Raw genomic sequence first — 21,822 nt, 5'->3', positions numbered from 1 at the left:
AGACAGCGCGAGGAACGAGCGTCCGGTGGCCGCGGGGAGCGAACCCTTGGCCTTGTAGACACGAATCAGCTACTCCGGAATCTCTTTCAGATTCTCTAATGGCACCCAGCCCGACGCCGAGCCGCTGGATTTTTCACACCATAGCCAACCATTCAAAGCCCTTGTACCAATGAGCACCTCTCCTTCTTGCACATCAAGCTCTCTGGCCGTGTAGTCATCAAGCGCACGCCCCGCCGTACCGTCCAAACGCTCAATGATTTGACCAGGAACCCATCCTGGTTCCTGCCCTGGCGTGCTGCAGAGAAACCAATTATCCCAGCCCTCCGATCCCTCATATTCCTCACCAACGACAAGAGGAGCACCTTTCCTGAAAGTTATGGGGTTAGGAAATTCACTTTCGTGTGGACTGACGACGAGATACTTCTTAACGCTCATATCGCTTCCCTTGTTCTGGCTAACGCTGCCAGAACGCGCGGCTTTGCAGTGAAGGCGAAGCTGCAACGGAAAAGCCGTCGCCGTGGCTGGCCTTGTTATTTTTCGCTGAGCGAGGACCGAATCTTCTCATTCGTTTTCTTGATACTTTCCTTGGCCTTTTTGCGAGCAACCTCAAGGTCCTTTATTAATTGATCAACGGCATAGTCGACTTCTTGATCTGATGCCAGTTGGGCAGTAATTGCTACCGAACCATCATTCAAGGTCCCATAGGAATTAAGAACGATGTTGACCATCTGATTCCCGGGCAAATCGCCCTTCTTCCAGCCATCCATAATACCTACAACACCGAATTTTCCTTTCATGACTGATGCCCTCTGCAAAATAACGTGCGGCATAAGGCGTAGCGGCTTTTTGACGTCGTCCTCAATGCCGTGGTTATACGAATTTTACTTCGATTATGATCGCTTCCTCTGTTGCTTTAATAATCAAAGCTTCCTCGATGTTTGATTTACTTATTTTGAAAATATCAGAAACTATATCTTTGACAATATTTGTGGCCTTTGAAGTGTATTTATTTGGCTCACTTTTCATTCCATTATCACGATATGCCCAAGCCTGATTTTTCTTGAAGATATGGATTTGGTCCCCCCCCATATTCGCAGGTCTGCGATCTAACCTGTATGAATATCCTTTCCCCCAATCTTTGGTTTTGCCTTCCTCGAAAAGGTTTAGGGATTCAAATAAGAATTTCGGTGCCAAATTTGTTGGTAAATTTCGAAATTTAACGACAACTTCATTTGAAGTTCTTTCTTGTTCTATAAATTCTTTGAAAGTTTTCATATGCGACACCTACACTGTAAAATTATGGTGCAATGATGTCTCATGATCATAAATAGTGACCGATCCACCATTAACTGATCCGCTAAAATGACAGCTACTGTGATAATCATACCCAGAAAATTGATTGCCATCAATTTTTAATTGAATATGTGCGCTATTTCCATAATCGTAAAGAATGCCCGGATTACCAGAAACATGGCATCCTCTATCGTAATCATAGATGTTCACATTGTTCACATCTACATTCCCGCTAATATTGATATGCTTTGATTGTGTATAATCATACACAGAAGAGCCCCTTTTGCCTGAAATTAAAACCACAGCGATCAAAGCGATGCAAGCTCTTGTGTTGTCAACCATAAACACCTCCGAGTTCATGTATAACGGGCCGCCATCAGCCGCGCGAGGAACGAGCGTCGGCTGCATGGCTTTGTTCGGCTTTAAGTTCCAGAGATTTACGTCCCAGCTGAGAAGCCTCTGCTGTTAGTTTTTCACAAATCTTCGATGCCTTGAAGCTCGCTTTTATAAGCTTCTCATTAAGAGCCTGCTTTTCTGCTTTCACCGTGGGTAAGCGGCCGGATACCAGATCAGCTATAGTGCTTCCCATCTCATCTCTTAGTACGATTAGCTGCTTATAATGCATTTTAAGCTCTGGTGCATAAAAATTTAGAAGCATTTCTAGCTTAGCAAGTGGAATATTAACCTCCGTTTTGTAGCGCTCGCCAGATTCTACTGCTACTATTGCGTTAAAGTAGACGTTACTCAACGTGCCTCCTACCTCCGTCGACACTTGTGCGATTAACTCTAGCTTTTCATGTACAAGCCGCGAACGCTCCCAAGCATGCTGGCGGTCTATACTCCGCTGGGATGTGATGTGTTGTAAGACACCACCGACGATCACCCCGGCCAAACTGGCCAGCACGCCCAATAATATTTCCATATGCGAATTCTCTATCTAGCCGAGCAGTGTTATTATCCTGACTTCGCAAAAAAGCCACTTCCTTCCATCTGGGTTGATCAATGTCGTTTCAAGCAATTATCGACTGCAATTTTTTACAAATTATTTCAAAACGATAAACTGCCAATCATAGCTTTCATCTGGTGCTGAAGTCAGCTTTATGCCTTGGACTGAAGTCAGCATTATGCGGCAATCGTGGGTTCATCCTCAGGGACGGTGCATAAAGCCGACTTCGACGCAATTAAAGTGAACCCTGTGAAACTCTCCGCTCCAAGCAGTGCACCGCCTATCACCTCGACGATTCCAATGTCCTGGCCGCGAGGATGACATATCCATAGTCAACTGACGGCTTTGATGGCGGAAACGGAAGTCGAACCCGCCTGGCCGACTGTGATCGGAAGCTGGAGGCCATGGGGGAGCATTACGCGTTTCTGTAAATCGGGATGGGAGGATTACGCATTTTTTGATGAGCCTCACCCTTTTATGCCGCCCCTTCAGGGCTGGGTATACTATCTCATTGATATCCCAGGGCGTTGCCCTGGGCTGTACTTGTTTCGCCCTTTCAGGGCTTGATTTCAGCCCCAAAGGGGCGACATGTTATAGCCCAGGGCAACGCCCTGGGACAACGATGGGAAAGCAGGAAGAGCCCTGTAAGGGCGACCTACTCAGCAGAATTGTGTCATAAACGCGTAATGCTCCCAGGCCATGGAGCTCGGCCAATGGGTGGCTCCCGCCCGCGCCGTGACCAGCGCGGGCCGGGAAAGGAACGCCGTTCCGCTTTCGTATGGCATTTATTTGATTGGCCGTAATTCAAGCGGAAGGGGTTTGCAAGCTTGTTCCGCAAAAGGCGTGGTACAGGCCAAAGGGGCCTTGCCGCTCGACGTGCAACAAGCCGTGGGCAGGGCGACGATGCCGTGCCGTGATGACTGGCCGGGCTTGCCTCGCGGTCATGGCGAAGAGAAGTGAGTGGGTTTCGAGATTTGACAGCTTTGGTCGCCGATGCTAGGCACTACACATTCGCATATTTAACTATATATATGAGTACAAAATATGAGTGAAACAACCCTTCTCAGAGCACTCAAAGTGGTCGACGAAATTTCCAGCCATCCGGAAGGTCTTGGTTTCTCGGCTATCCGCATCTTCCTGGGCAACCCCAGTCCGACCACGGTGAACAAGATCCTGAAGGAGCTTCTGGGCATGGATGTCCTGCAAAAGACACCCGGGAAAACATACGTCCTGGGCACCAGGGCCTATTTCTGGGGCAAGGCCGCGGCCAGGAGCAACGACCCCATGCGGATCGTCAGGGCGCATATGCGCGGGCTTCATGAAGAATTCCAGGCGTCCGTGAATCTGTTCACCTGCTCCCAAGGCAGTTTGTTCTGCCTGGAAAGCTTCGTGGCCCCGCACTCGCCGTCCATGTGGTCCGCGGGGCAGAGTCTGGCCTTGAGCCTGCCCGTGGTGGGCTCGGTGTTTTTCCATGACCCCGCGCAACTCCGGGACGAAGGATTTTTGCAACAAGAGCTTGCGGCGCATCGTGAAGAAATTGCCCTGGACGACGTGAAGACCATGATCCGGGAAGCTCTTCAAACGCGGATCCAGGATGACGGCGGCCTGTTCTATCCGGGAATGCGGCGGTTTGCCGTTCCCATCAGGGAACAGGAGCGAACCGTGCTGGTTCTGGGACTTGGGGTGCTTGAGGCGCGTCTCAACAGGAGCGAAATCCGCGACAGGATCGTCTCCGGAATGGTAGAAGCAAGGGAAAGCATCGAACAGAGATTCAACCACCAGTATGCGGAAAAGGACTGATAATGGCTGCAAGCAAACCGAACATCCTGATCATCCAATTGGACCAGTTGGCCGCGCCGGCCCTGCCCTGCTATGGACATCCGGTCACCAAGACGCCGCACATGGATGCATTGGCCGAGGACGGCGTGATCTTCGACAATGCCTACTGCAACAACCCGCTCTGCGCCCCTTCGCGGTTCTCCATGCTGTCCGGGCAACATACGTCCAAAATCGGGGCCTATGACAACGGGGCGGAATTTCCGGCGGACATTCCGACATTTGCCCACTACCTCAGGGCAAACGGATACAGGACCACCTTGTGCGGCAAGATGCATTTCGTGGGCGCGGACCAGTTGCACGGGTTTGAGGAACGTCTGACCACGGACGTCTACCCGGCCGACCACGGCTGGGCTCCGGACTGGGAAAGGCCGGACCATCGCTTTGACTGGTGGTATCACAACATGGACAGCGTCTACCAGGCCGGGCCCTGTGAACGGACCAATCAGATCGATTTCGACGACGAGGTCGGTTTTCTGGCTGAACGCCACATTTATGATCTGGCCAGAGCCAGGACCAGAGCCAGGAAAAGCCCCGAGGACGGGAACGGGGACGACCGCCCATTCTGCCTGACGGTGTCCTTTACCCACCCCCACGATCCGTATGCCTGCCCGAAGGAGTACTGGGACCGTTATGACCACGAAAAGATCGATCCCCCCCGGGTCGGGCATATCGCGTATGACCGGTGCGACCCGCACAGCCGGAGGCTGCGCCAAGCCTGCAAAATGGGCCGGGGGGAGATGGACGGGGAGTATGTCCGCAATGCCAGACACGCCTACTATGGCCAGATCAGCTACGTCGACGACAAGATCGGACGCATCCTGAAGGCCCTGGAGCATGCGGGGCTGCGGGAAAACACCGTGATCATTCTTACGGCCGATCACGGCGACATGCTGGGTGAACGCGGGCTCTGGTACAAGATGTCCTTTCATGAATGGTCGGCCAGGGTGCCCCTCATCGTGTCCGGCCCTGATTTTTTTCAACCGCGCAGGATCGCCGCCCCCGTTTCCCTGGTCGATCTTCTGCCGACCCTGCTGGAATTGTCCGCCGACCCTCATGCGCGAAATCCGGCGGCCGAACTGGACGGCAGAAGCCTGGCGCCCTTGCTCCGGGGAGAAGCGGACGATTTCGAGAGGCCGGTCATTTCGGAGTACCTGGGCGAAGGCGCCGTCGCGCCCATGATCATGGTCAGGAAGGGCGGATACAAATATATCCACTGCCCCGCCGATCCTCCGCTGCTCTTTGATCTTGAGGCGGACCCCGACGAACTTGAGAATCTTGCCCCCAACAGCGCATACCGCGACGCGTGCCTGGAGTTCGAAGGCATCGTCGCCCACCACCAGGACCTGGATGCTCTGCACGACAAAATTCTGAAAAGCCAGAAAAGAAGAAGGCTCGTCTTCAAGGCGCACATGACCGGGAAACATACGTCGTGGGATTTTCAGCCCATCCAGGACGCATCTCAGAAATACATGCGCAATCACCTCGATCTCAACGATGTGGAACATTGCGCCAGGATTGCCTCACGAACATGCGACAGCCCGCACGCAAACCCGGTTCCCGAAAATTGATGGGGAGCATTTCGCGTTTATGACAAAATTCTGCGTTCGCTGAGGTAGGTCGCCCTTACAGGGCTCGTCTGCTTTCCCATCGTTGTCCCAGGGCGTTGCCCTGGGCTATAACAGGTCGCCCCTTTGGGGCTGAAATCAAGCCCTGAAGGGGCGAAACAAGTACAGCCCAGGGCAACGCCCTGGGATATCAATGAGATAGTTTATCCAGCCCTGAAGGGGCGGCCTAAAAGAGTGAGGCTCATCAAAAAATGTGTAATGCTCCCATCCCGATTTACAGAAACGCGTAATGCTCCCAAACTGATGCGCCCTTTTTCCTTGCTGGTGAAGCCGGCTTCCGCTGACTGCAATCTCGCGTGCGCGTATTGCTTTTATCTGGATAAAAAAAGGCTCTCTCCGGAAGGCCAAAAGCCCCGGATGTCCGACGCAACGCTTCAGCGCATGCTGGAACGGTATTTTGCAACCAGGCAGCAGGTCTACTCCCTGACCTGGCAGGGAGGGGAGCCGGCCCTGATGGGCGAGGAGTTTTTTCAGCGGGTCACGGATCTGCAGAAAAAAACAGCCCGAAAAGGTTCCCGAATCGTCAACTGCATCCAGACCAACGCCACCCTGATCACCCCGGAAATGGCCGCTCACATGGGGAAGTACAGATTTCTCGCCGGATGCAGCATGGACGGCCCCGCCGCCCAGCATGACGCCTTCCGCAAAACGCCGCGAGGCGGGCCCACCCATGACAAGGTCGTCGAAGGGGTCAGGATGTTCAGGAAGCACGGCGTGCCGGTAAACGCGGTCTGCCTGGTTTCCTCGGCCAACGCGCACCATCCGGAGGCGGTGTACGACCATCTGACGAGCCAGGGGTTCAGGCATATCCAGTTTATCCCCTGTTTGCGGCAAGATTCCTGGAACGACGGGCCCGGCTCAGGCCCTGGCCCCGGCCTTGGCCTGACCGGACCCGAATGGGGAGAGTTTTTGCTCCGGATTTTTGAAAAATGGTTCGCGGGCGACATGGGCACGGTCAGCATCCGCAACTTCGAATCAATCCTGGCGCGACTGGTCATGGGCAAGGCGGTGGAATGCCGCATGGCGGACCGTTGTGATCAGTATCTGGTCGTCGAATATAACGGCGACGTCTATCCCTGTGATTTTTTTGTCCAACCCGGGCACAAACTGGGCAACGTCCACGACGACTCCTTTGACGAAGTTCTTGATTCAGCGGCGTATCGGAAGTTTTCCGATCAGAAGTCGGCCTGGGCTCCAAAATGCGCCCGCTGCCCCTATCTTCAACTTTGCAAAGGCGATTGCCCCGCGTTCCGCCTGACAAAAAACAACCACGCAAGCGTCCTGTGCGAGGGATGGAAGTATTTTTACGAAAAAACAGTCCCTCGCTTTATGAGCATCGCCCGCGACATTTCCGGGCGACCGGCCCCGGCCGGCTCTCTTTTTTGAATCGCAACCAAGGAGGAAGCATGAAGAAATCACTCACCATCCCGTGCCTGGCCATCATTCTCTTTTTAAGCTGGGGATCCGTCTCCCTGGCCCAAGCCCCCATTCGGTTCGGCGTGCCGCCCTGGCCCGGCGTGGAGGTCAAAACCGAAATCGCGGCGCAACTTCTGGAAGCATTGGGGTATGCGACGGAACAGATCCAGGTCGGTCCTCCCGTGGTGTACAAGGGCATGGAAAACGGCGACGTGGATGCGTTCCTGGGAGCCTGGACCCCGCAGCAAAATCCACTGCTGACTCCCTTGCTTGAAAAAGGAGCGGTGGAAATCGTCCAGACCAATCTGGACGACGCCCTGATCAGTTTATGCGTGCCCGACTACGTGGCGGAAGAAGGAGTCCAAAGCTTCGCCGACCTTGCCGCCCATGGCGACAAATTCAGCCGCCACATCTACAATATCGAAGTCGGATCGCCCATGCACACGGCCATGGAGGAAATCATCGCCAATAACGTGGCGGGGCTCGGCGACTGGGATCAGACGGGAACCACGACTCCCATCATGCTGGCGGAGGTCATGAGACTGATCGACAACGGCCAATGGGTCGCGTTCGCCTGCTGGAAGCCGCACTGGATGAATATCAGAATAGACATGGAGTACCTGGAGCCTGTCGAAGGCACGGAAAGCTTCGCGAGCGCGTCGCTGATCCATACGGTCGTCCGCGACGGGTTTAAAGCGCAATACCCCGACGCATATCAGTTTCTTCAGCAAATGACGGTCACATCCGAGACGCAAAGCCTCTGGATCAACGCATACGGACAGGAAGGTCTGCCCGCCGCCGAAGTGGCCGGAACCTGGATAAAAAACAATATGGACATTGTTTCGGGCTGGTTCGCGGGCGTCTCAACCCCGGACGGCGCTCCGGCCATGGAGTTGATTCAGAACACGTTCAACTAGCCGGGTACCGCAACGGTCCTTGTCAGCCCGTTGAAAAACTTCGGGATGGTTCAGAAACTGTTGACACTTCCGGAATTGAACCGCCCGCTTCGCTCAGGACGCAAAGGTCGCCAAGAAGAGATTTTTTGGCTTCCGCTGGAAAGATGTGGAAGCCAAAAGACTCACCGCCTATCGGCGATGTTGATTCCTCCCGACAGGGAGGGGCAATGTTTTTGGAAAGCAGCTTTTTCCCTGCTTTCCAAAATCTTTTCCTTGGCGTACCTCGTGCCTTTAGCGACCAACGGGAGCGGGCGGTTCGTTTCTTCATTCGAGGGTATATCGAATTTGTGCTTTCGAAAAAGTGTCAACCTGTTTTCACTGCAAAGCGAACCATCCCAAAACTTCAAGTACGAGAAGCAAAAGAGGCCGAGGTCCGGCTATTCAAACGCGAGAGTTCGAAGCCTTTGCGACGGCGCGCCAGTTCGGCATTTTTCAGCGGACCGCCGGTCACTGGGTGATCAATTCTTCCCCGGCCGGGCCTCGTCTCCCCAGACCTGGTTCAGGCGCGAATAGCGGCCGCATCGGGTCACATAGTACCGATAACGCAACGGATTCTTTTGGTAGTAGTTCTGGTGATGCTCTTCCGCCGGGTAGAAGGTGGTTCGTTCGAGAATTTCCGTGGCAATCGGTTTATCGAAGCGCCCGGAGCGATCCAGTTCCTCCTTTGATTTCCGGGCCGCCCGGTATTCGTCCTCGCCGTGGACAAAGACGGCCGCCCGGTAATGGTCGCCCCGGTCGCAGAACTGCCCCCCGCCGTCCAGCGGGTCGACATTGCGCCAGAAGGCGTAGAGCAGTTCCTCGTAGGAGACCCGCGAGGGGTCGTACTCGACCAGCACGCTCTCGTAGTGGCCGGTGCCCCCGGCGACCACCCGTTCATAGGATGGATTCTCGACATGGCCTCCGGCGAAGCCGGACGTGGTGGCGACGACGCCGTCGACCGCGTCGAACGCCTCTTCCACGCACCAGAAGCAGCCCCCCGCGAACAGGGCCGTGGCCCGCTGCTCATCGTCGGCAAAGCCGGTCGCGGGAACAAGCACGCAGGCCAGCAGCAGGACAGGGATCCACGGCAGTTTCCGAATCAGTATCATTATCGGTTTCATTTTTCAGCCTCGCAGTTGCGGCAGCGGCTCGTCGACCGGCACGAAGCGCAGGGCGAGCCCGTTGTTTCACCAGCGTTGGCCCGTGGGCTTGGGGCCGTCATCGAACACATGGCCCTGGTGTCCACGGCAGCGGATGCAGTGGTATTCCGTGCGCACCCTCCAGAGCTTGCGATCCGCCTTCGTACCCATATGACCTTCGAAGGGCTGGTAGAAGCTCGGCCAGCCGGTGCGACTGTCGTACTTGGCGTCAGAACTGAACAGCGGCAGGTGACAGGCCGCGCAGACGTAGGTGCCGTCCTCGTAGAGCTTGTCCAGCGGGCTCGAGAAGGGGGGCTCCGTCCCGTCGCGGAACAGGATGTCCCATGCGGCGTCAAAGACGTGGTCACGCCAGAATGCCGGGTCATGCGGGAGGGGTTCGAGATCCCAGGAACGATCCGTCACGGGATGAAACTCGCGCACCCCGACATTGACATTGGCATTGACATTGCCCATGGCCGCTCCCGCGGGCAGCATCAGGCATACGCCCGCTCCGAGAGTGAGCAGCAGAAAGTCACGACGATGCATTTTGGCCTCCCGGTTTTCCATATGTCAAAAGATGTTGGGCCAGTTGGCGTCAGCGGCCCTGATGTAACCTTCAATGTCCCGTTCCCAACGGCTCTTCACCCGCAGACTGGCATTGAGGTAGAGCTTTCCATCGACGATATTCCAAGCCTCCGGTATGGTCGCCGCCGCATAGTTCTCGGCCGCGGCCCAGGCGCACCAGCCCCCGTACTGAGGCGCGTAGACCTCCGGGTTCCCGGCGAACATGTCGCGATGCTCGGCACTGGCGAAATGCCACTGCGCACCGCGCCACTCATGGGTGTGATTCGCGGAGCCTTGGACGGGTTCTCCGACTTCAAAATAGGCAACCGGATCAGTGCCGCCCAACGCCACACCGTCCTTCACATAGATCCTTCCCTCAGCACCGGCAATCGCCGGTAGCAGCAGGATGGCAGCCAGCATTCCGAAAACCGTTTTGATCCAGACAGACATGATGCACCTCCTGTTTCACGATGAAATTTGCAATGTTTCCGTGGCCTCGAGGTGTTTTCTAGCGCCCTTGTGTGAAGAGGGAATAAAGCCAATGTAAAGGAAATGTAAAAGCAATCAGGATGAATCAACGAGGCGCTCAGGCAACTCGATCCACACGCGCGTCCAGCCATCCTCACTGCTCGCGCCAACCTGCCCGTCGTGCGCTTCGACCAGCTCGCGGACAATCGCCAATCCGATGCCGGCCCCTCCCGTCTCGCGGGAGCGCGCACGTTCGACGCGGTAGAAGCGCTCAAAGATGTGGGGCAAATCAGCGGCCGGGATCGTCGCGCCGGTGTTGGCGACCTCGAGACGTACACGGTCGCCGTTGCGCCGTCCGGAGACACTGATCAGCCCCTCGCGCGGCGTATAACGACACGCATTCTCCAACAGGTTGCGCAGGATGCGCGAGAGCTTGTCCGGGTCGGCATGGATGCGCTCGGAACCGGCCGAAAAATTCCGTGACACCACGATCGCGCCGGTCTCGATCATCGGTCGGGCCAGTTCCAGTTCGCGCTCGACCAGAGCGGCCAGATCAACATGCTCGCGATCCAGGCGCAAGCCGCCAGCCTCCGCTTCGGTCAACGAATGCAGGTCGTCGACCAGCCGCACCAGCCGCATCAGCTCGCCCTGCAACAGCTCCAGCGTGTGCTGATCAGCGGCCACGACGCCATCCGCGACACCCTCCAGGTAGCCGCGCAGGTTCGTCAGCGGCGTACGCAGCTCGTGGGCGACGTCGGCCACCAGCTTGCGCCGGAGGTACTCGTTGCGCTCCAAGGCCTCGGACATCCGGTTGAAGGCACGGCCCAGATCCGCCAGCTCATCGCTCGTCGTAACAGGTACGCGCGCGGCGTAGTGACCCGCCGAGACCTGACGCGTGGCATCCTGCATGGCCCGTAGCGGTTTGAGCACCTGGCGGGTAAGCAGCAGCGAGGACACGGTCGCGAGCAGCAGAGCAAACAGCGCGGCCCACAGGAGGTAACGGTTCACTGCTTCAAGGAACATCGCGTGGGTCGTATCCGGGGCGATGTCGTATTCCTGCATCAGTGCCGTGAAGTAATCAGCGGCGAGATGGCCGATGGCCCACCAGACGATGAACATCACCAGCACGATCACCGGCAGGTTGACGAGCAGGAGCTTGAGCAGCAGCGTGGAACGCCAGGGAAGCTTCGCGCGATCCGTCATCGCTCGTTGTCCTCCGGAACGAAACTGTAGCCGACCCCGCGCACGGTGCGGATGAGCCGCGGCGACGAAGGATCGCGTTCCAGCTTGCGCCGCAGCTTGCCGATGTGCACGTCGATGACCCGGTCAATGACATCGGGCTCGTCGTCGTACATGCTTGCGATCAACGCCTCGCGGGTCAGTACGCGCCCCGGGGCGCGCATCAGGGCCTGCAGCAGCCTGAATTCGACCAGCGTCAGCTCGATCTCGTCCCCGCCGCGGCTGACCCGGTAGCGTTCCGGATCCAGCTCAAGGCCCCCCGCGCGCAGAACCGCCGGTTGCGCCTTCCTGGACACGGCCTCGTAACGCCGGAGAATGGCCCGGACCCGCTCAACCAGCTCGCGCGGCGAGAAGGGTTTGACGACATAGTCATCAGCGCCGGCCGTGAAGCCCGCCACCCGGTCGATCTCGTCCTTCTGGGCCGACAGGATCAGGAACGGAATGTCCGACTCGCGCCGCAATTCATGCGCGACCGTCCAGCCGTCGATCTCGGGCAGGAGCAGATCAAGTATCACCAGCCGCGGCCGCTCATCGCGAATCAGTTCCAGAGCCCGGCGGCCGTCGGCGGCCCGGATCGTCGCAAAACCGGCATGCTTGAGGTACGTCTCGATCAGCCTGGCGATGTTCGGCTCGTCCTCAACGATCAGAATCGGCTGCTTGTTCAAGGGCAATCCCACACCATTTGCCGTCCCGCTTGTTGTACATTTAACAGGGTCAGGTTTTGCTTTTTATACTGGTTTAGGGTGAAACAATAAAAAAAAATCTGATGACGCCTTTATGCCGCCCTTACAGGGCTATTTTTGTTTTAACTTCATCTACCCAGGGCGTTGCCCTGGGCTATAATATGTCGCCCCGTTGGGGCTTCAGACAAGCCCTGAAAGGGCGAACTACCGTAGCCCAGGGCAACGCCCTGGGTAAAACGCCCCCCAACAATAATAGCCCTGAAAGGGCGGCATAAAATGATGCAACGCTAGCCCGAAAACAGCGATGGCCCTTTTGGAACGCCAACAAATTTAAATAATCGACCTCAAGCAGTATAACTTGTCTCGTTCTTTTTGATGATCCCGCTGACAGCGGCTGAAGCCCGAGATGCGCGGCAAGAGACTGCTGGGGGAGCCGTGCCCAATGTGTGCTGTTGCAATGGCCTTGTTCCGGTGCGGACCTCAAGCGGAACGTACGTCTTTCGAGCCATGCCGGACGTCCGGCATGGCCCGCCCTCACCGATCGTTCCTGGTCCGCGCTTATTTTTCCGTCTTGTCCGCGGTGCGTTCTTTTTCAAACATGGCCGGGTTGATGCTTCTGGATTCCGGCCCTCCGCATTCCGGCGTGTAGCAGGTCACGTCCACGAATAGACACTTGTGGGCGCAGGCCGGACAGATTTCCGGCGGCGTTCGCGCCTCCACGGTGTTTCCGCAGTTGTCGCATTTGAAGTAAGCCATCTTTCGCTCCTTGAGTGAGTCGTGTTTTCGCGCCGAAGTCCACGCGCTGCCATGTCACGCCGCTTCAACAATCCTCGCTTTCCCTTGGGCTTTCAAGCCCTTGGTCCGCGAGGGCGGGGCTATTCGAATATTTCCCTGAAAAACGCCTCCATGGCGATGAAAGCCCGTTGGGCAACCAGCGGGTGGTATTCGTTCCTGCCGGGAGTGTCCGCGTGCGGGTCCGTGAAGGAGTGCACGGCGCCGCCATAGTGGATGAGTTGCCAATCCACCCCGGCGTCACGCATTTCCTGGATAAAGGTCTGAACTTGTTCGTCCGGCACGGCCGGATCGTTCGCGCCGTGGAGCACCAGAATTTTGGCCTTGATCCGTTTCGCGTCGGCCGGGTCCGGCGTGTCCAGGTTGCCGTGAAAGGAGACCACGCCGGGCAGTTCCGTGCCGCCGCGGGCCAGTTCCAGCACGACCCCTCCTCCGAAGCAGAAACCAATGGCCGCGATCCGGGAAGGGTCCAGCGGAACGTCGCCGGCTTGTTCCTTGAACACCTCCAGCGCGGCATTGACCCGTTCGCGCATCAACCGCCTGTCCGCCCGAAGCGATCCGGCGGCCGCCGCGGCTTCGGCGCGGTTCGTCGGCCTGACCTCCTTGCCGTACATGTCGATCATGAACACGACGTACCCATCACCGGCAACACGAGCCGCCTTTTCCACGGATTGCGCGGTGGGGCCCATCCAATTGGGAACCATCAGAACCCCTGGCTTGTTTTGGGACGAGTCGCCTTGGTAGACTATCGTTCCCTCGAATTGCGTCTCACCGATGGCATAGGGCACGATCTTGGTGATTGGTTCGGCCCATGCCGAAAGCGTCAGAGCCAAAAGCAGCAATGGCGTGCAAGCGAGCGACTTCATGGCGATGCCCTCCTTGGGGTTGCGGGTTGAGGAGAGTTCTTAGGCTGACTGAGTGTTGAAATAGTCCTTATCCACAGCCAGTTCAAAAACCAAAATGTAAAGAGCTAAAAAACCAATATCGAAGAGTATTTATTCAGATGTGAGAGTTTGAACTTTTTGCAGCTAAATCGGAAGGCGGCCTTGCGGACCGGGAAGTTACGCTTAGCGCGGTCACGGTGACCAATATCAACCCCATGCCCAAAATTTGCGGACCAACCAGGGTCTGGTTCAAAATCACGACGCCGAACAGCGAAGCGGTGACCGGTTCAACCATGGCCACGATTGAGGCCACGGCCGGCACCGTATGCTTCAGGCCGGTGATATAAAGAACGAACGACAATCCCGCGCCGAACACGCCCAGTACCACGAACAGCGGCCAATCCGGAGTACTCAGGACCGCAACGGCCTGGTCGGCATCGCCCGGCCAGATCAGGATGACGGCAAGTACCGCGAACGCAATGGCGAGAATCGCCTGCGGGCTGCCATGCGGCACCGCATATTTGAAGCCGAAAATGAATATCGCGTAAGACAGCCCGGAAAGCAGCCCGGTGCCCGCGCCAATGGCCGTGACGCCGCTCGCGCCGATGTCGTAAATCCCGGTGAGCAACACGATACCGAGCATCACCACCGCGATGGCGGCCCACTTCAGCGGGGTGGGCCTTTCCAGCTTCAGGGCGAACGACACAAGGTACACAAACACCGGCGCGCAGTACATCAACGTCGCCGCAACCGCGACGCTTCCCTGGCCGATGCTCACGAAATAGAACGAAAAATTGCCTGCCACCCCGATACCGGCAATGGCCGACCAGAACCATAACCGGCGATTTGTCAGCCCGCTGCCGCGCGGGCGCAGCATCAGCCAGACGAGGACGCACAGCAATCCGATCACGCCCCGGTAAAATGAGACGACGAACGCGTCCCAGCCGTCGGCCATAAGGATGCCGCCGATTCCACCGGACACCCCCCAGAAAAATGCCGCCAGCGCCACGAAAGCCGTACTCATGCCCATCATGTGATCTCGTTTTTTGATACTCAAAAGAAGGATTCGCGGCGGCCAATGTCGCATCGTCGGGAAAAGACCGCTCCCACCGCCTGCCCCGTTTCGTGACGTGATACCAGGCTCCGGGATATTCAATCCGCAATGATCTTGCCATTCGGTCAAACTACTTGAAGAAGCCCACAGAAGTTAAGGGCGGACTTGACCCTATTCCATTGGCCCCATTTCACACTCATGATTTTTTGGATTGCACTGGCTGGCGGGAGAACAAGGGTCAATAACTCTGGAATTTCTTGGGAGAGATCCCGAATTTTTTGCGAAACTCCGCACTGAAATGACTCATGTTTTGATAGCCAATGTGCATACCGACTTCCGTAACGCTCATCATACCGGAGGCTATCAGTTCTTTGGCAATGTCCAGGCGGTAGTTTCGGAAATATTCAAAGGCAGGCATTCCAAATAGTTGCTTGAAACCAATTTTCAGCTTCTTTTCATTGATGCCCGCCATTCTGGCCAATTGCGCCATGGATGGCGGGTTTTCCATGTCCTGGATCAGGATTGCCCGCGCATCCTTAATACGGCTGATGTCGGAGGCCTTGAGCGCAGGGTGCGGGCATCGTGGTTCAGGAACCAAATATTCCCTCAACTGCAAGCCCATAAGCTCCAAAGTTCGGGTTTCAAGGTGCAGTCTGCGAAGAGAGCCGGAATAGGCGTTTGTAAAAATTTCCGAAATGAGCCGCATTTTAGCGGTGCTCCGCTGTCCCGCCCAATGGAAGGCTTCCTTTGCGCCGGAAAGAGCGCCGCGTAATCCCATTGGAATCTTGCCGCTTTCATAAGAAATATACGGTTCAAGGATCTCTTGGGACACAATGATGCTCAGCCGATGCATACCTCCCTTACAATCCAGGACGCCAGCCGTGTCCGGAAGGTACGCTATTCCATTGCTTCCAACGCTATGGATACGTTCGTTTTTTTCCAACGGCCCTTCCAGGTAGCGGCAGCAGTTCAGTCCGGCAAGCAAGAACCCGAAGATAACCGGCGAGTCATGAATCGCAAATTCCGTCCTGAAAGCGAAGGGCTGGGAGACATGGGCTATTTGCATGGCCAAGCCGGGCCTGAGATTAACAGTCTCAGTCCCTGTCATGCCGTAAACGTCCGGCCCCGCAAATGACGTTATATCCTGCTTCATTCCCATACCCATCCTGAATTACCGAGCGACCCCGCGCAGGGTGGTTTTTGTCCCCGCTTCGGGTAGACGCGTGCCGCGTCTTACCATAATGATAAAGCTATTCGTTTTCAAGCACAAAATATCGTATCAGGAGGAGCTATGCGTCGTATCATCAGATTTGCGGCAATGGCCGCAGTATTTCTTGCGTTGCCTGCATATGCGGGGGAGCAACAGTCCGTAAACACCTACACAATGGACACTGTAACCGTTACAGCAACAAAGCGTGAGCAGAATGTAAAGGATATTGCCTCAAGTATTTCCGTAGCCAGTGACATTGATTTGGAGAACTCCTCTTCAAAAACTCTACAAGATGCAACACGTCTTTTCACTAACGTACACATGAAAAGTACAAGTTCCGGAAATGAAATTGTTATTCGCGGGTTTTCGACATGGGATACGGCATTGCAATCTCCTGCTGGACTATATATTGACGGCATTCCCTATCCTCTTTCATTTATGCAGAATATCTATCTGCACGATATTGAGCGTATTGAGGTGGTTCGAGGGCCGCAAGGGACGCTGTACGGTAAAAACAGTGAATCCGGTGTAGTGAACTTGGTGCGTCGCATTCCAGACAATATGACTCAGGGCTCGGTTTTCACGGAAATCGGCAACTATGACACTATTCGCGTAGGTGCAGCCGTAGCCGCCCCCTTGCTTGAAGACAAGGCATATTTCTCTGGGAGCTATCTGCGGCACCAAACAGATGGATATGTAAAAAATACCTACAAGGGGGATGACCAAGCTGCCCGGCATGAGCTTGACTCAGGCCGGGTTATGTTGCGCGTCACTCCTACCGAGGAGTTGGATCTGCGCTTTTCGCTTGATGCCGCCCGCAATGAAGACGGGAGGGGAACTATGAGGCTTGCTACCGGCCCCAACCGCTCCGGCAGGCATGAAGTGCGTTCCGATGCCGCCGACAAAGCCTCATCAAACCTCGTCGTCCCCGCTCTTGTCGCCGACTATACTGGCAATTCGGTTAAAGCGACCTCCATCACCAGCTATATAGGCTACGACTACAAGATGATAAGTGATATCGACCGGACGCCTGCCCCGGTTGGCGTGTCCGACATGAAAATTGACCAGGACAACTTTACGCAGGAACTGCGCCTTGCGTCAGTGGGCGAACAAAAACTGTCCTGGGTGTCCGGCGTTTTTCTTGCCAGGACTTCTACCCGTACGGACATGGACAGACTGCGAATGATGGCCGCGGGAACAACCTATCTTCATACCAAGTACACGGAAAAAACCGGAGCGCTTTTCGGGCAGGCCACCTATTCATTGCTGGACAATCTTCGCCTTTCGGCAGGACTCCGCGTTGAGCATACCCGACTTGATGGCGACCAGAGTTGGGAAAACGGTTTGGGCGTCCGCCGGGATTATGGAAAACGGACCGACTTTACGGAGTTTCTCCCGATGGCCTCCACTTCTTGGGACATCACGGACAATCTGACCAGCTATGTTTCATGGTCGCAAGGCTATCTGCCCGGCGGCTTCAACGTATTTTCCGCCAGCAACCAAGACAACTTTTATTATGATCCAGAATACAGCACCAACTACGAAGCTGGGCTGAAGAGCAACTGGCTGGATAGCAAACTGCTCGCCAATATGGCTGTTTTCCATTCCAAAATCAGAGACAAGCAAGTCAGAGAAGAAGATCCGTCTGGTGGCGTCGGCACTTGGAAATTCACCAACTCCGCTCAAGCCCACTCCTCCGGGGCAGAGCTTGAACTGAAGGCGTACCCGATAACCGGCCTGGAATTGCGAGGTGGGATCGGCTACGCCCGCTCGAAAATAGATGAATGGACGGTTGGTTCCACGAACTACGAGGGCAACCGCCTGCCCTGGGCGCCTGACCTGACCTATAATCTCGGCATCGGCTACACACATCAGTCCGGCTTTTTCGCGCAAGCGGATTTCTTCGGTTCCGGCAAGCAATACTTTGATGCGGAAAACTCTCTTAGTGACTCCGGATACAAAACCGTAAATCTCCAAGGCGGCTACCGAGGCGAAAACTGGGAGTTCTCCGTGTGGGGCAAGAACGTCTTTGATGATCGCTACGCAATCAAAAAATTGATCGCCAACGATCAGACCATTGTTGAAGATGGCGACCCAATGACTTTCGGCACGACCATTACCTGGAGATTCTAGCTGTGATTTATGACCCGACAAACAGCATATTGGAGCCGTCAGCTTTTTTCACGGGCGGACGGCTCCCGTTCGCCACGCTCGCTGAATGGCTTGTTGCTCCGGTACGCTTAGCATTGCTGGAGTTGGCTATAGAGCTTGAGTTGCCTGATATTGTAGCCCATACAGGCACCTTGCCCGCCATTGCCGCCAAGATCGGAATATCACGGCAGGACAAGCTCGCGTATATCCTTGATGCCATGACCGCTGCTGGACTGCTGCAAAAAGAAAATGGCTCTTACCGCAACGCAACAATCACGGACGCCTATCTCCGGAAAGATAAACCGGCGTATCTTGGAGAACTCGTCATCTCGTTGAAAGCCATGCAGCACAGAAACATCCATCGGTTCAAGGATTGTCTGTTTTCCGAGTTTTCTCCCGTGGCGACCGGGGACAGTCTGCACGATGCGGAACACTGGAAGCGTTCCGCAAAAGGGCTTGCCGGGTACCAAAAGGCGGGAGTCGCGGACGCGATGGCCGGCATAGCCGCCTCGCTTCCCGGAGCGGAGCGGTTCCGTTCCGTTCTGGATTTAGGGTGCGGCCCGGGCATAACCAGTCTTCGCATTGGCCAACACCTGCCAAGGGTACATATGGTTTTATGCGATTTTCCACATGCGCTCCAGTTGGCGGAACAGGAGGCTGACGCAGCGGGATTACTCGGGAAGGTTTCATTCCTTCCCGGTGATTACAACCGTCTTGATTGGGGCGCGGGCCATGACCTGATCTGGACCTGCCAGAGTCTTTACTACGCGAAGGATTTGCCGTCCTTCGTGGAACGTATTTACGCGGCACTCAATCCTGGTGGTTTCTTTGTCAGCATTCATGAAGGGATACGCCGTGAAAATACCGAACCGGCCTTGATGACCCTTTCCCGCGTTTCCCTGGCGCTTGAAGGACAGGACGTATCCTTTGTCGAGGGCTATATTGCCGATGCGGCGATACAGGCGGGATTCAGCCGGATTTACAAAAGAAACTTGCCCATGCTGTTCGGCGACGCTGATCTTGAGGTTTTTCAGAAGCCGTTGAAGACGGAGGGTATCCAATGTCGCTTTTGCAAGTTGCATTACTCTGTTTTGCAATAGCCGCTGGATCGATTCTTCCCGCTTGGGCTGATACCGGGGGCGGCAAAACCATACGGTTTTCCGCCCCCCCGGTTGCACAGGCCGTCCCTCTTTTACGGGCTTCGAAGAGCGATGCGTTCCGTGCGGCGGGAATGGGCGCGGATTTCATTCCCTGGCGTTCTCCGGAACAGGTGCGGACCCTGATCGCCAACGGAGCGGTGGACGCTGTGATAACAACGTTGCCCACAGCGGCGGTTCTCTCCAACAAGGGAATCCCGTGCCGGATTGTGGCCGTCTATTCCGCGCCGTTATGGATTGTCGCCACGGATGCCCCTGGTTCTGATGCTCTTGATTCCTCTCCGACGGAAGAGTTTGCATCATTGCACGGCAAGGAAGTCCTGCTTCCTTTCGGGCCAGGGAATATGCCCGAACTGGCCCTGAAAGCGCTGACCTCCGAACAGGGCATGGAATTGAAGCTGCGCCATTGCGGCAGCATCATGGAAGCCGCCAACCTTCTTCGACTCGGCCGGGCGACACATGCCCTCCTGGCGGAACCGGCGGCAACTCTGGTGATGATGCAAAATTCACAAAAAGGGGGAATCAGCAAGCGTTTCATGCTTAAGGATGTCTGGCCTCACGTCTTCCCAGGACAGCCCGTCATGCCAACGGCGGCGCTGGTCATGGTCGGTCCTTTGGCGAAGGATGAAAGCGCCAGCGCTCTTGTTTTGCGGGCCTTTCTGGAAGGCGCGACCTGGACGGAAGAAAATGGAGAAGCAGCCCTACGGTTGGCGGAAGTGGAATACCCGGAACTCGGCCAAATGTTTAAGGCCGCGCCGGGTCTGGGGATAAGTGAGCTACGCTCCCTCGGCCTGCTCACGGGAGAAGAGGGGGAAAACGCGGCCAGATTCATGTTGGAACGGCTTTTTGCCATTAATCCCGCTTCCGTGGGAGGGCGCTTGCCTGGTGAGGACTTATGGGGGCTTGGCGATGCAGCCCCGTAGTCGATTCCGCCTTTTGGCGTCTGCCGGGCTCAAGGGTTGGAGTTGGAGGCTGTCCGGCTGCCTATTCTTTCTCGGCACATGGCATTTTCTTGCTTCCGGCAGTGGCACTCTCGCCTTCGCTTCTCCTTGGGAGACGCTTTCCGCGGCGGCAACACTACTGTCAGACAAAGACTTTTGGATGTCCGGCATGGTGCCTACGCTATACCGGATTTTAGCCGGTTTCGTCGTGGGGGTTCTTGTCGGCGGCTCCCTTGGCGCCAGTGCGGGGATATACCCGAATATCGCTCAATTTCTGTTGCCGTTTCGCTGGGTACTTTCCAGTGTCCCCGGTATTGTCCTGGTCATTCTGGCCATGCTCTGGTGCGGCGTAGGCTCGACAATGGTTGTCGTCATTGTGGCTCTGACCGTTACCCCGACACTCTATCTCGGGATGCAGGAAGGAATTGGCGCTGTGGAGGGCAATCTGCGGGAAATGGCGCGGGCCTACCGGCTATCCTTTCGCAAGCGTCTGACCGAGTTGTATTTGCCCGCAGTCAGCGCTCCCCTCATGTCCTCATGCGTTGTCGCGCTTGGCGGCGCCATGCGGGTCGCCATACTTGGCGAAACCTTGGGCGCGTCGCAAGGACTCGGTTACACCCTGGCCGTGGCCCGTTCCAATCTGGACACGGCGGAACTTTATGCCGTGGCCTTGATCAGCATGCTCATGGTCAGCCTGATTGAAGTTACTCTTTTGCGCCAGTTCAGGAAGAAACTGCAACGTGGGGAAAAGGCATGACACCGCTCATTTCCTTGCGAGACGCGCAGTATGGCTATTCCGGGCGGGTGGTTCTCACCGGCATCGACCTGGATGTTTTTCCGGGTGAGTCCGTTGTGATTACCGGCCCAAGCGGCGAAGGCAAGTCAACCCTGGTGCGCATGGCTTCCGGATTAGTGAAGCCGCTTTCCGGCCTTGTCGCGACAAATACCACGCGAATTGGCTTCGTCTTTCAGGAGCCAAGGCTTTTGCCTTGGCGGAATGCGCTGGAGAACGTTTTGCTCCCGTTGAAAGACTCAGGAAGCCACCACAAAAGTGAGGCACTGCGTCTCTTGCGTGACATGGGACTTGCCGGGGCTGAAAGTCTGTATCCGGAACAACTCTCCGGCGGGATGCGGCAACGCGTGTCTTTGGCGCGGGCACTGATTATCAAGCCGACTCTGCTCATACTGGACGAACCATTCACCGGGCTGGATCATGAATTGCGGGAAAGCATGAAGGGGCTTCTGGAATCCGCCGTATGTGGCAAGGGGATTGGTATTCTTCAGATAACACATCATCTGGAAGATATTCTGAATGGCGCGACACGAATTTTCAGACTTGAAAGCGGCAAGCTGACCCCGCAGACAGCTTGAGAACAACAGATCTGCCTGGCTGAGTGTTGAAAAAGTCCTTATCCGGCAGTCCGTTCAAAAACCCCAAGTGCAAGGAGCAAAAAAAGTTCGAAGTCGAAGCGTATTTATTCATACG

Annotated in this window: 24 protein-coding genes; 10 read left to right on the top strand and 14 right to left on the bottom strand. The window is 55.9% G+C overall.

Features of this window, described 5'->3' with window-relative positions:
- Nucleotides 1–69 precede the first annotated feature (69 nt).
- From GY33_RS0103400 to GY33_RS0103380, 5 genes are all read right to left on the bottom strand, one after another.
- Nucleotides 70–435, bottom strand: coding sequence for an SH3 domain-containing protein (locus GY33_RS0103400; RefSeq protein ID WP_031385986.1), 366 nt, complete (start codon nt 433–435; stop codon nt 70–72).
- Nucleotides 436–530: 95 nt separating this feature from the next.
- On the bottom strand, nt 531–797 hold the full coding sequence (locus GY33_RS0103395) for a hypothetical protein (protein ID WP_152555062.1): 267 nt from the start codon (nt 795–797) through the stop codon (nt 531–533).
- A gap of 73 nt (nt 798–870) precedes the next feature.
- Complete coding sequence (locus GY33_RS20865) at nt 871–1,275, bottom strand: hypothetical protein (RefSeq protein WP_152555061.1); 405 nt, start codon at nt 1,273–1,275, stop codon at nt 871–873.
- A gap of 9 nt (nt 1,276–1,284) precedes the next feature.
- Nucleotides 1,285–1,635 carry a hypothetical protein gene (locus GY33_RS20260; protein WP_084184799.1) on the bottom strand — a complete coding sequence of 117 codons (351 nt, stop codon included), beginning with the start codon at nt 1,633–1,635 and terminating at the stop codon, nt 1,285–1,287.
- A gap of 34 nt (nt 1,636–1,669) precedes the next feature.
- Nucleotides 1,670–2,215 (bottom strand): hypothetical protein, encoded by a 546-nt coding sequence (locus tag GY33_RS0103380; protein ID WP_031385983.1) that lies wholly within the window; start codon nt 2,213–2,215, stop codon nt 1,670–1,672.
- Nucleotides 2,216–3,283: 1,068 nt separating this feature from the next.
- Between GY33_RS0103380 and GY33_RS0103375 the strand changes: the two genes are divergently transcribed.
- From GY33_RS0103375 to GY33_RS0103355, 5 genes are all read left to right on the top strand, one after another.
- The gene (locus GY33_RS0103375; protein WP_031385982.1) at nt 3,284–4,039 is read left to right on the top strand and encodes an IclR family transcriptional regulator; all 756 of its coding nucleotides are present in this window, start codon (nt 3,284–3,286) and stop codon (nt 4,037–4,039) included.
- Between the two features lie 2 nt (nt 4,040–4,041).
- The gene (betC, locus tag GY33_RS0103370; RefSeq protein WP_035271181.1) at nt 4,042–5,646 is read left to right on the top strand and encodes a choline-sulfatase; all 1,605 of its coding nucleotides are present in this window, start codon (nt 4,042–4,044) and stop codon (nt 5,644–5,646) included.
- Nucleotides 5,647–5,901: 255 nt separating this feature from the next.
- Entirely contained in the window at nt 5,902–7,089 is a 1,188-nt protein-coding gene (locus GY33_RS0103365) for an anaerobic sulfatase maturase (protein WP_326923839.1), read from the top strand.
- 20 nt (nt 7,090–7,109) lie between these two features.
- Entirely contained in the window at nt 7,110–8,036 is a 927-nt protein-coding gene (locus tag GY33_RS0103360; RefSeq protein WP_031385979.1) for an ABC transporter substrate-binding protein, read from the top strand.
- 206 nt (nt 8,037–8,242) lie between these two features.
- On the top strand, nt 8,243–8,533 hold the full coding sequence (locus GY33_RS0103355; protein ID WP_031385978.1) for a hypothetical protein: 291 nt from the start codon (nt 8,243–8,245) through the stop codon (nt 8,531–8,533).
- Here GY33_RS0103355 and msrA read toward each other — a convergent pair whose 3' ends face one another.
- From msrA to GY33_RS0103310, 9 genes are all read right to left on the bottom strand, one after another.
- Complete coding sequence (gene msrA / locus GY33_RS0103350) at nt 8,534–9,163, bottom strand: peptide-methionine (S)-S-oxide reductase MsrA (protein WP_031385977.1); 630 nt, start codon at nt 9,161–9,163, stop codon at nt 8,534–8,536.
- Between the two features lie 78 nt (nt 9,164–9,241).
- On the bottom strand, nt 9,242–9,739 hold the full coding sequence (gene msrB / locus GY33_RS18945; RefSeq protein ID WP_035271320.1) for a peptide-methionine (R)-S-oxide reductase MsrB: 498 nt from the start codon (nt 9,737–9,739) through the stop codon (nt 9,242–9,244).
- A gap of 24 nt (nt 9,740–9,763) precedes the next feature.
- Nucleotides 9,764–10,207 (bottom strand): YHS domain-containing (seleno)protein, encoded by a 444-nt coding sequence (locus tag GY33_RS0103340; RefSeq protein WP_031385975.1) that lies wholly within the window; start codon nt 10,205–10,207, stop codon nt 9,764–9,766.
- A gap of 114 nt (nt 10,208–10,321) precedes the next feature.
- On the bottom strand, nt 10,322–11,428 hold the full coding sequence (locus tag GY33_RS0103335; protein ID WP_035271179.1) for a sensor histidine kinase: 1,107 nt from the start codon (nt 11,426–11,428) through the stop codon (nt 10,322–10,324).
- The gene (locus GY33_RS0103330; RefSeq protein ID WP_031385973.1) at nt 11,425–12,129 is read right to left on the bottom strand and encodes a response regulator transcription factor; all 705 of its coding nucleotides are present in this window, start codon (nt 12,127–12,129) and stop codon (nt 11,425–11,427) included. The genes GY33_RS0103335 and GY33_RS0103330 overlap by 4 nt, the downstream gene beginning before the upstream one ends.
- 576 nt (nt 12,130–12,705) lie before the next feature.
- Nucleotides 12,706–12,903 (bottom strand): rubredoxin-like domain-containing protein, encoded by a 198-nt coding sequence (locus tag GY33_RS0103325; RefSeq protein WP_031385972.1) that lies wholly within the window; start codon nt 12,901–12,903, stop codon nt 12,706–12,708.
- A gap of 119 nt (nt 12,904–13,022) precedes the next feature.
- Nucleotides 13,023–13,805 carry a dienelactone hydrolase family protein gene (locus GY33_RS0103320; RefSeq protein ID WP_031385971.1) on the bottom strand — a complete coding sequence of 261 codons (783 nt, stop codon included), beginning with the start codon at nt 13,803–13,805 and terminating at the stop codon, nt 13,023–13,025.
- Between the two features lie 133 nt (nt 13,806–13,938).
- Nucleotides 13,939–14,856 (bottom strand): DMT family transporter, encoded by a 918-nt coding sequence (locus tag GY33_RS0103315; protein WP_031385970.1) that lies wholly within the window; start codon nt 14,854–14,856, stop codon nt 13,939–13,941.
- 259 nt (nt 14,857–15,115) lie between these two features.
- Complete coding sequence (locus GY33_RS0103310) at nt 15,116–16,030, bottom strand: helix-turn-helix transcriptional regulator (RefSeq protein ID WP_235185451.1); 915 nt, start codon at nt 16,028–16,030, stop codon at nt 15,116–15,118.
- Nucleotides 16,031–16,168: 138 nt separating this feature from the next.
- On the opposite strand from GY33_RS0103310, the gene GY33_RS0103305 reads away from it, so the two are divergent.
- From GY33_RS0103305 to GY33_RS0103285, 5 genes are all read left to right on the top strand, one after another.
- On the top strand, nt 16,169–18,220 hold the full coding sequence (locus tag GY33_RS0103305) for a TonB-dependent receptor (RefSeq protein ID WP_031385968.1): 2,052 nt from the start codon (nt 16,169–16,171) through the stop codon (nt 18,218–18,220).
- 2 nt (nt 18,221–18,222) lie between these two features.
- Complete coding sequence (locus tag GY33_RS0103300; protein ID WP_031385967.1) at nt 18,223–19,338, top strand: class I SAM-dependent methyltransferase; 1,116 nt, start codon at nt 18,223–18,225, stop codon at nt 19,336–19,338.
- Between the two features lie 131 nt (nt 19,339–19,469).
- Complete coding sequence (locus tag GY33_RS0103295) at nt 19,470–20,318, top strand: substrate-binding domain-containing protein (protein ID WP_031385966.1); 849 nt, start codon at nt 19,470–19,472, stop codon at nt 20,316–20,318.
- Nucleotides 20,319–20,505: 187 nt separating this feature from the next.
- Nucleotides 20,506–21,093, top strand: coding sequence for an ABC transporter permease (locus tag GY33_RS0103290; protein WP_235185450.1), 588 nt, complete (start codon nt 20,506–20,508; stop codon nt 21,091–21,093).
- Nucleotides 21,090–21,707, top strand: a complete 618-nt coding sequence (locus tag GY33_RS0103285) for an ABC transporter ATP-binding protein (protein ID WP_051822251.1) — start codon at nt 21,090–21,092, stop codon at nt 21,705–21,707. Before GY33_RS0103290 ends, GY33_RS0103285 begins: the two co-directional genes overlap by 4 nt.
- The last annotated feature ends 115 nt before the right edge of the window (nt 21,708–21,822 follow it).

This window comes from Desulfonatronum thiodismutans, from assembly GCF_000717475.1.
Classification (GTDB): Bacteria; Desulfobacterota; Desulfovibrionia; order Desulfovibrionales; family Desulfonatronaceae; genus Desulfonatronum; species Desulfonatronum thiodismutans.
This window is presented reverse-complemented; position numbering and strand designations above follow the sequence as displayed.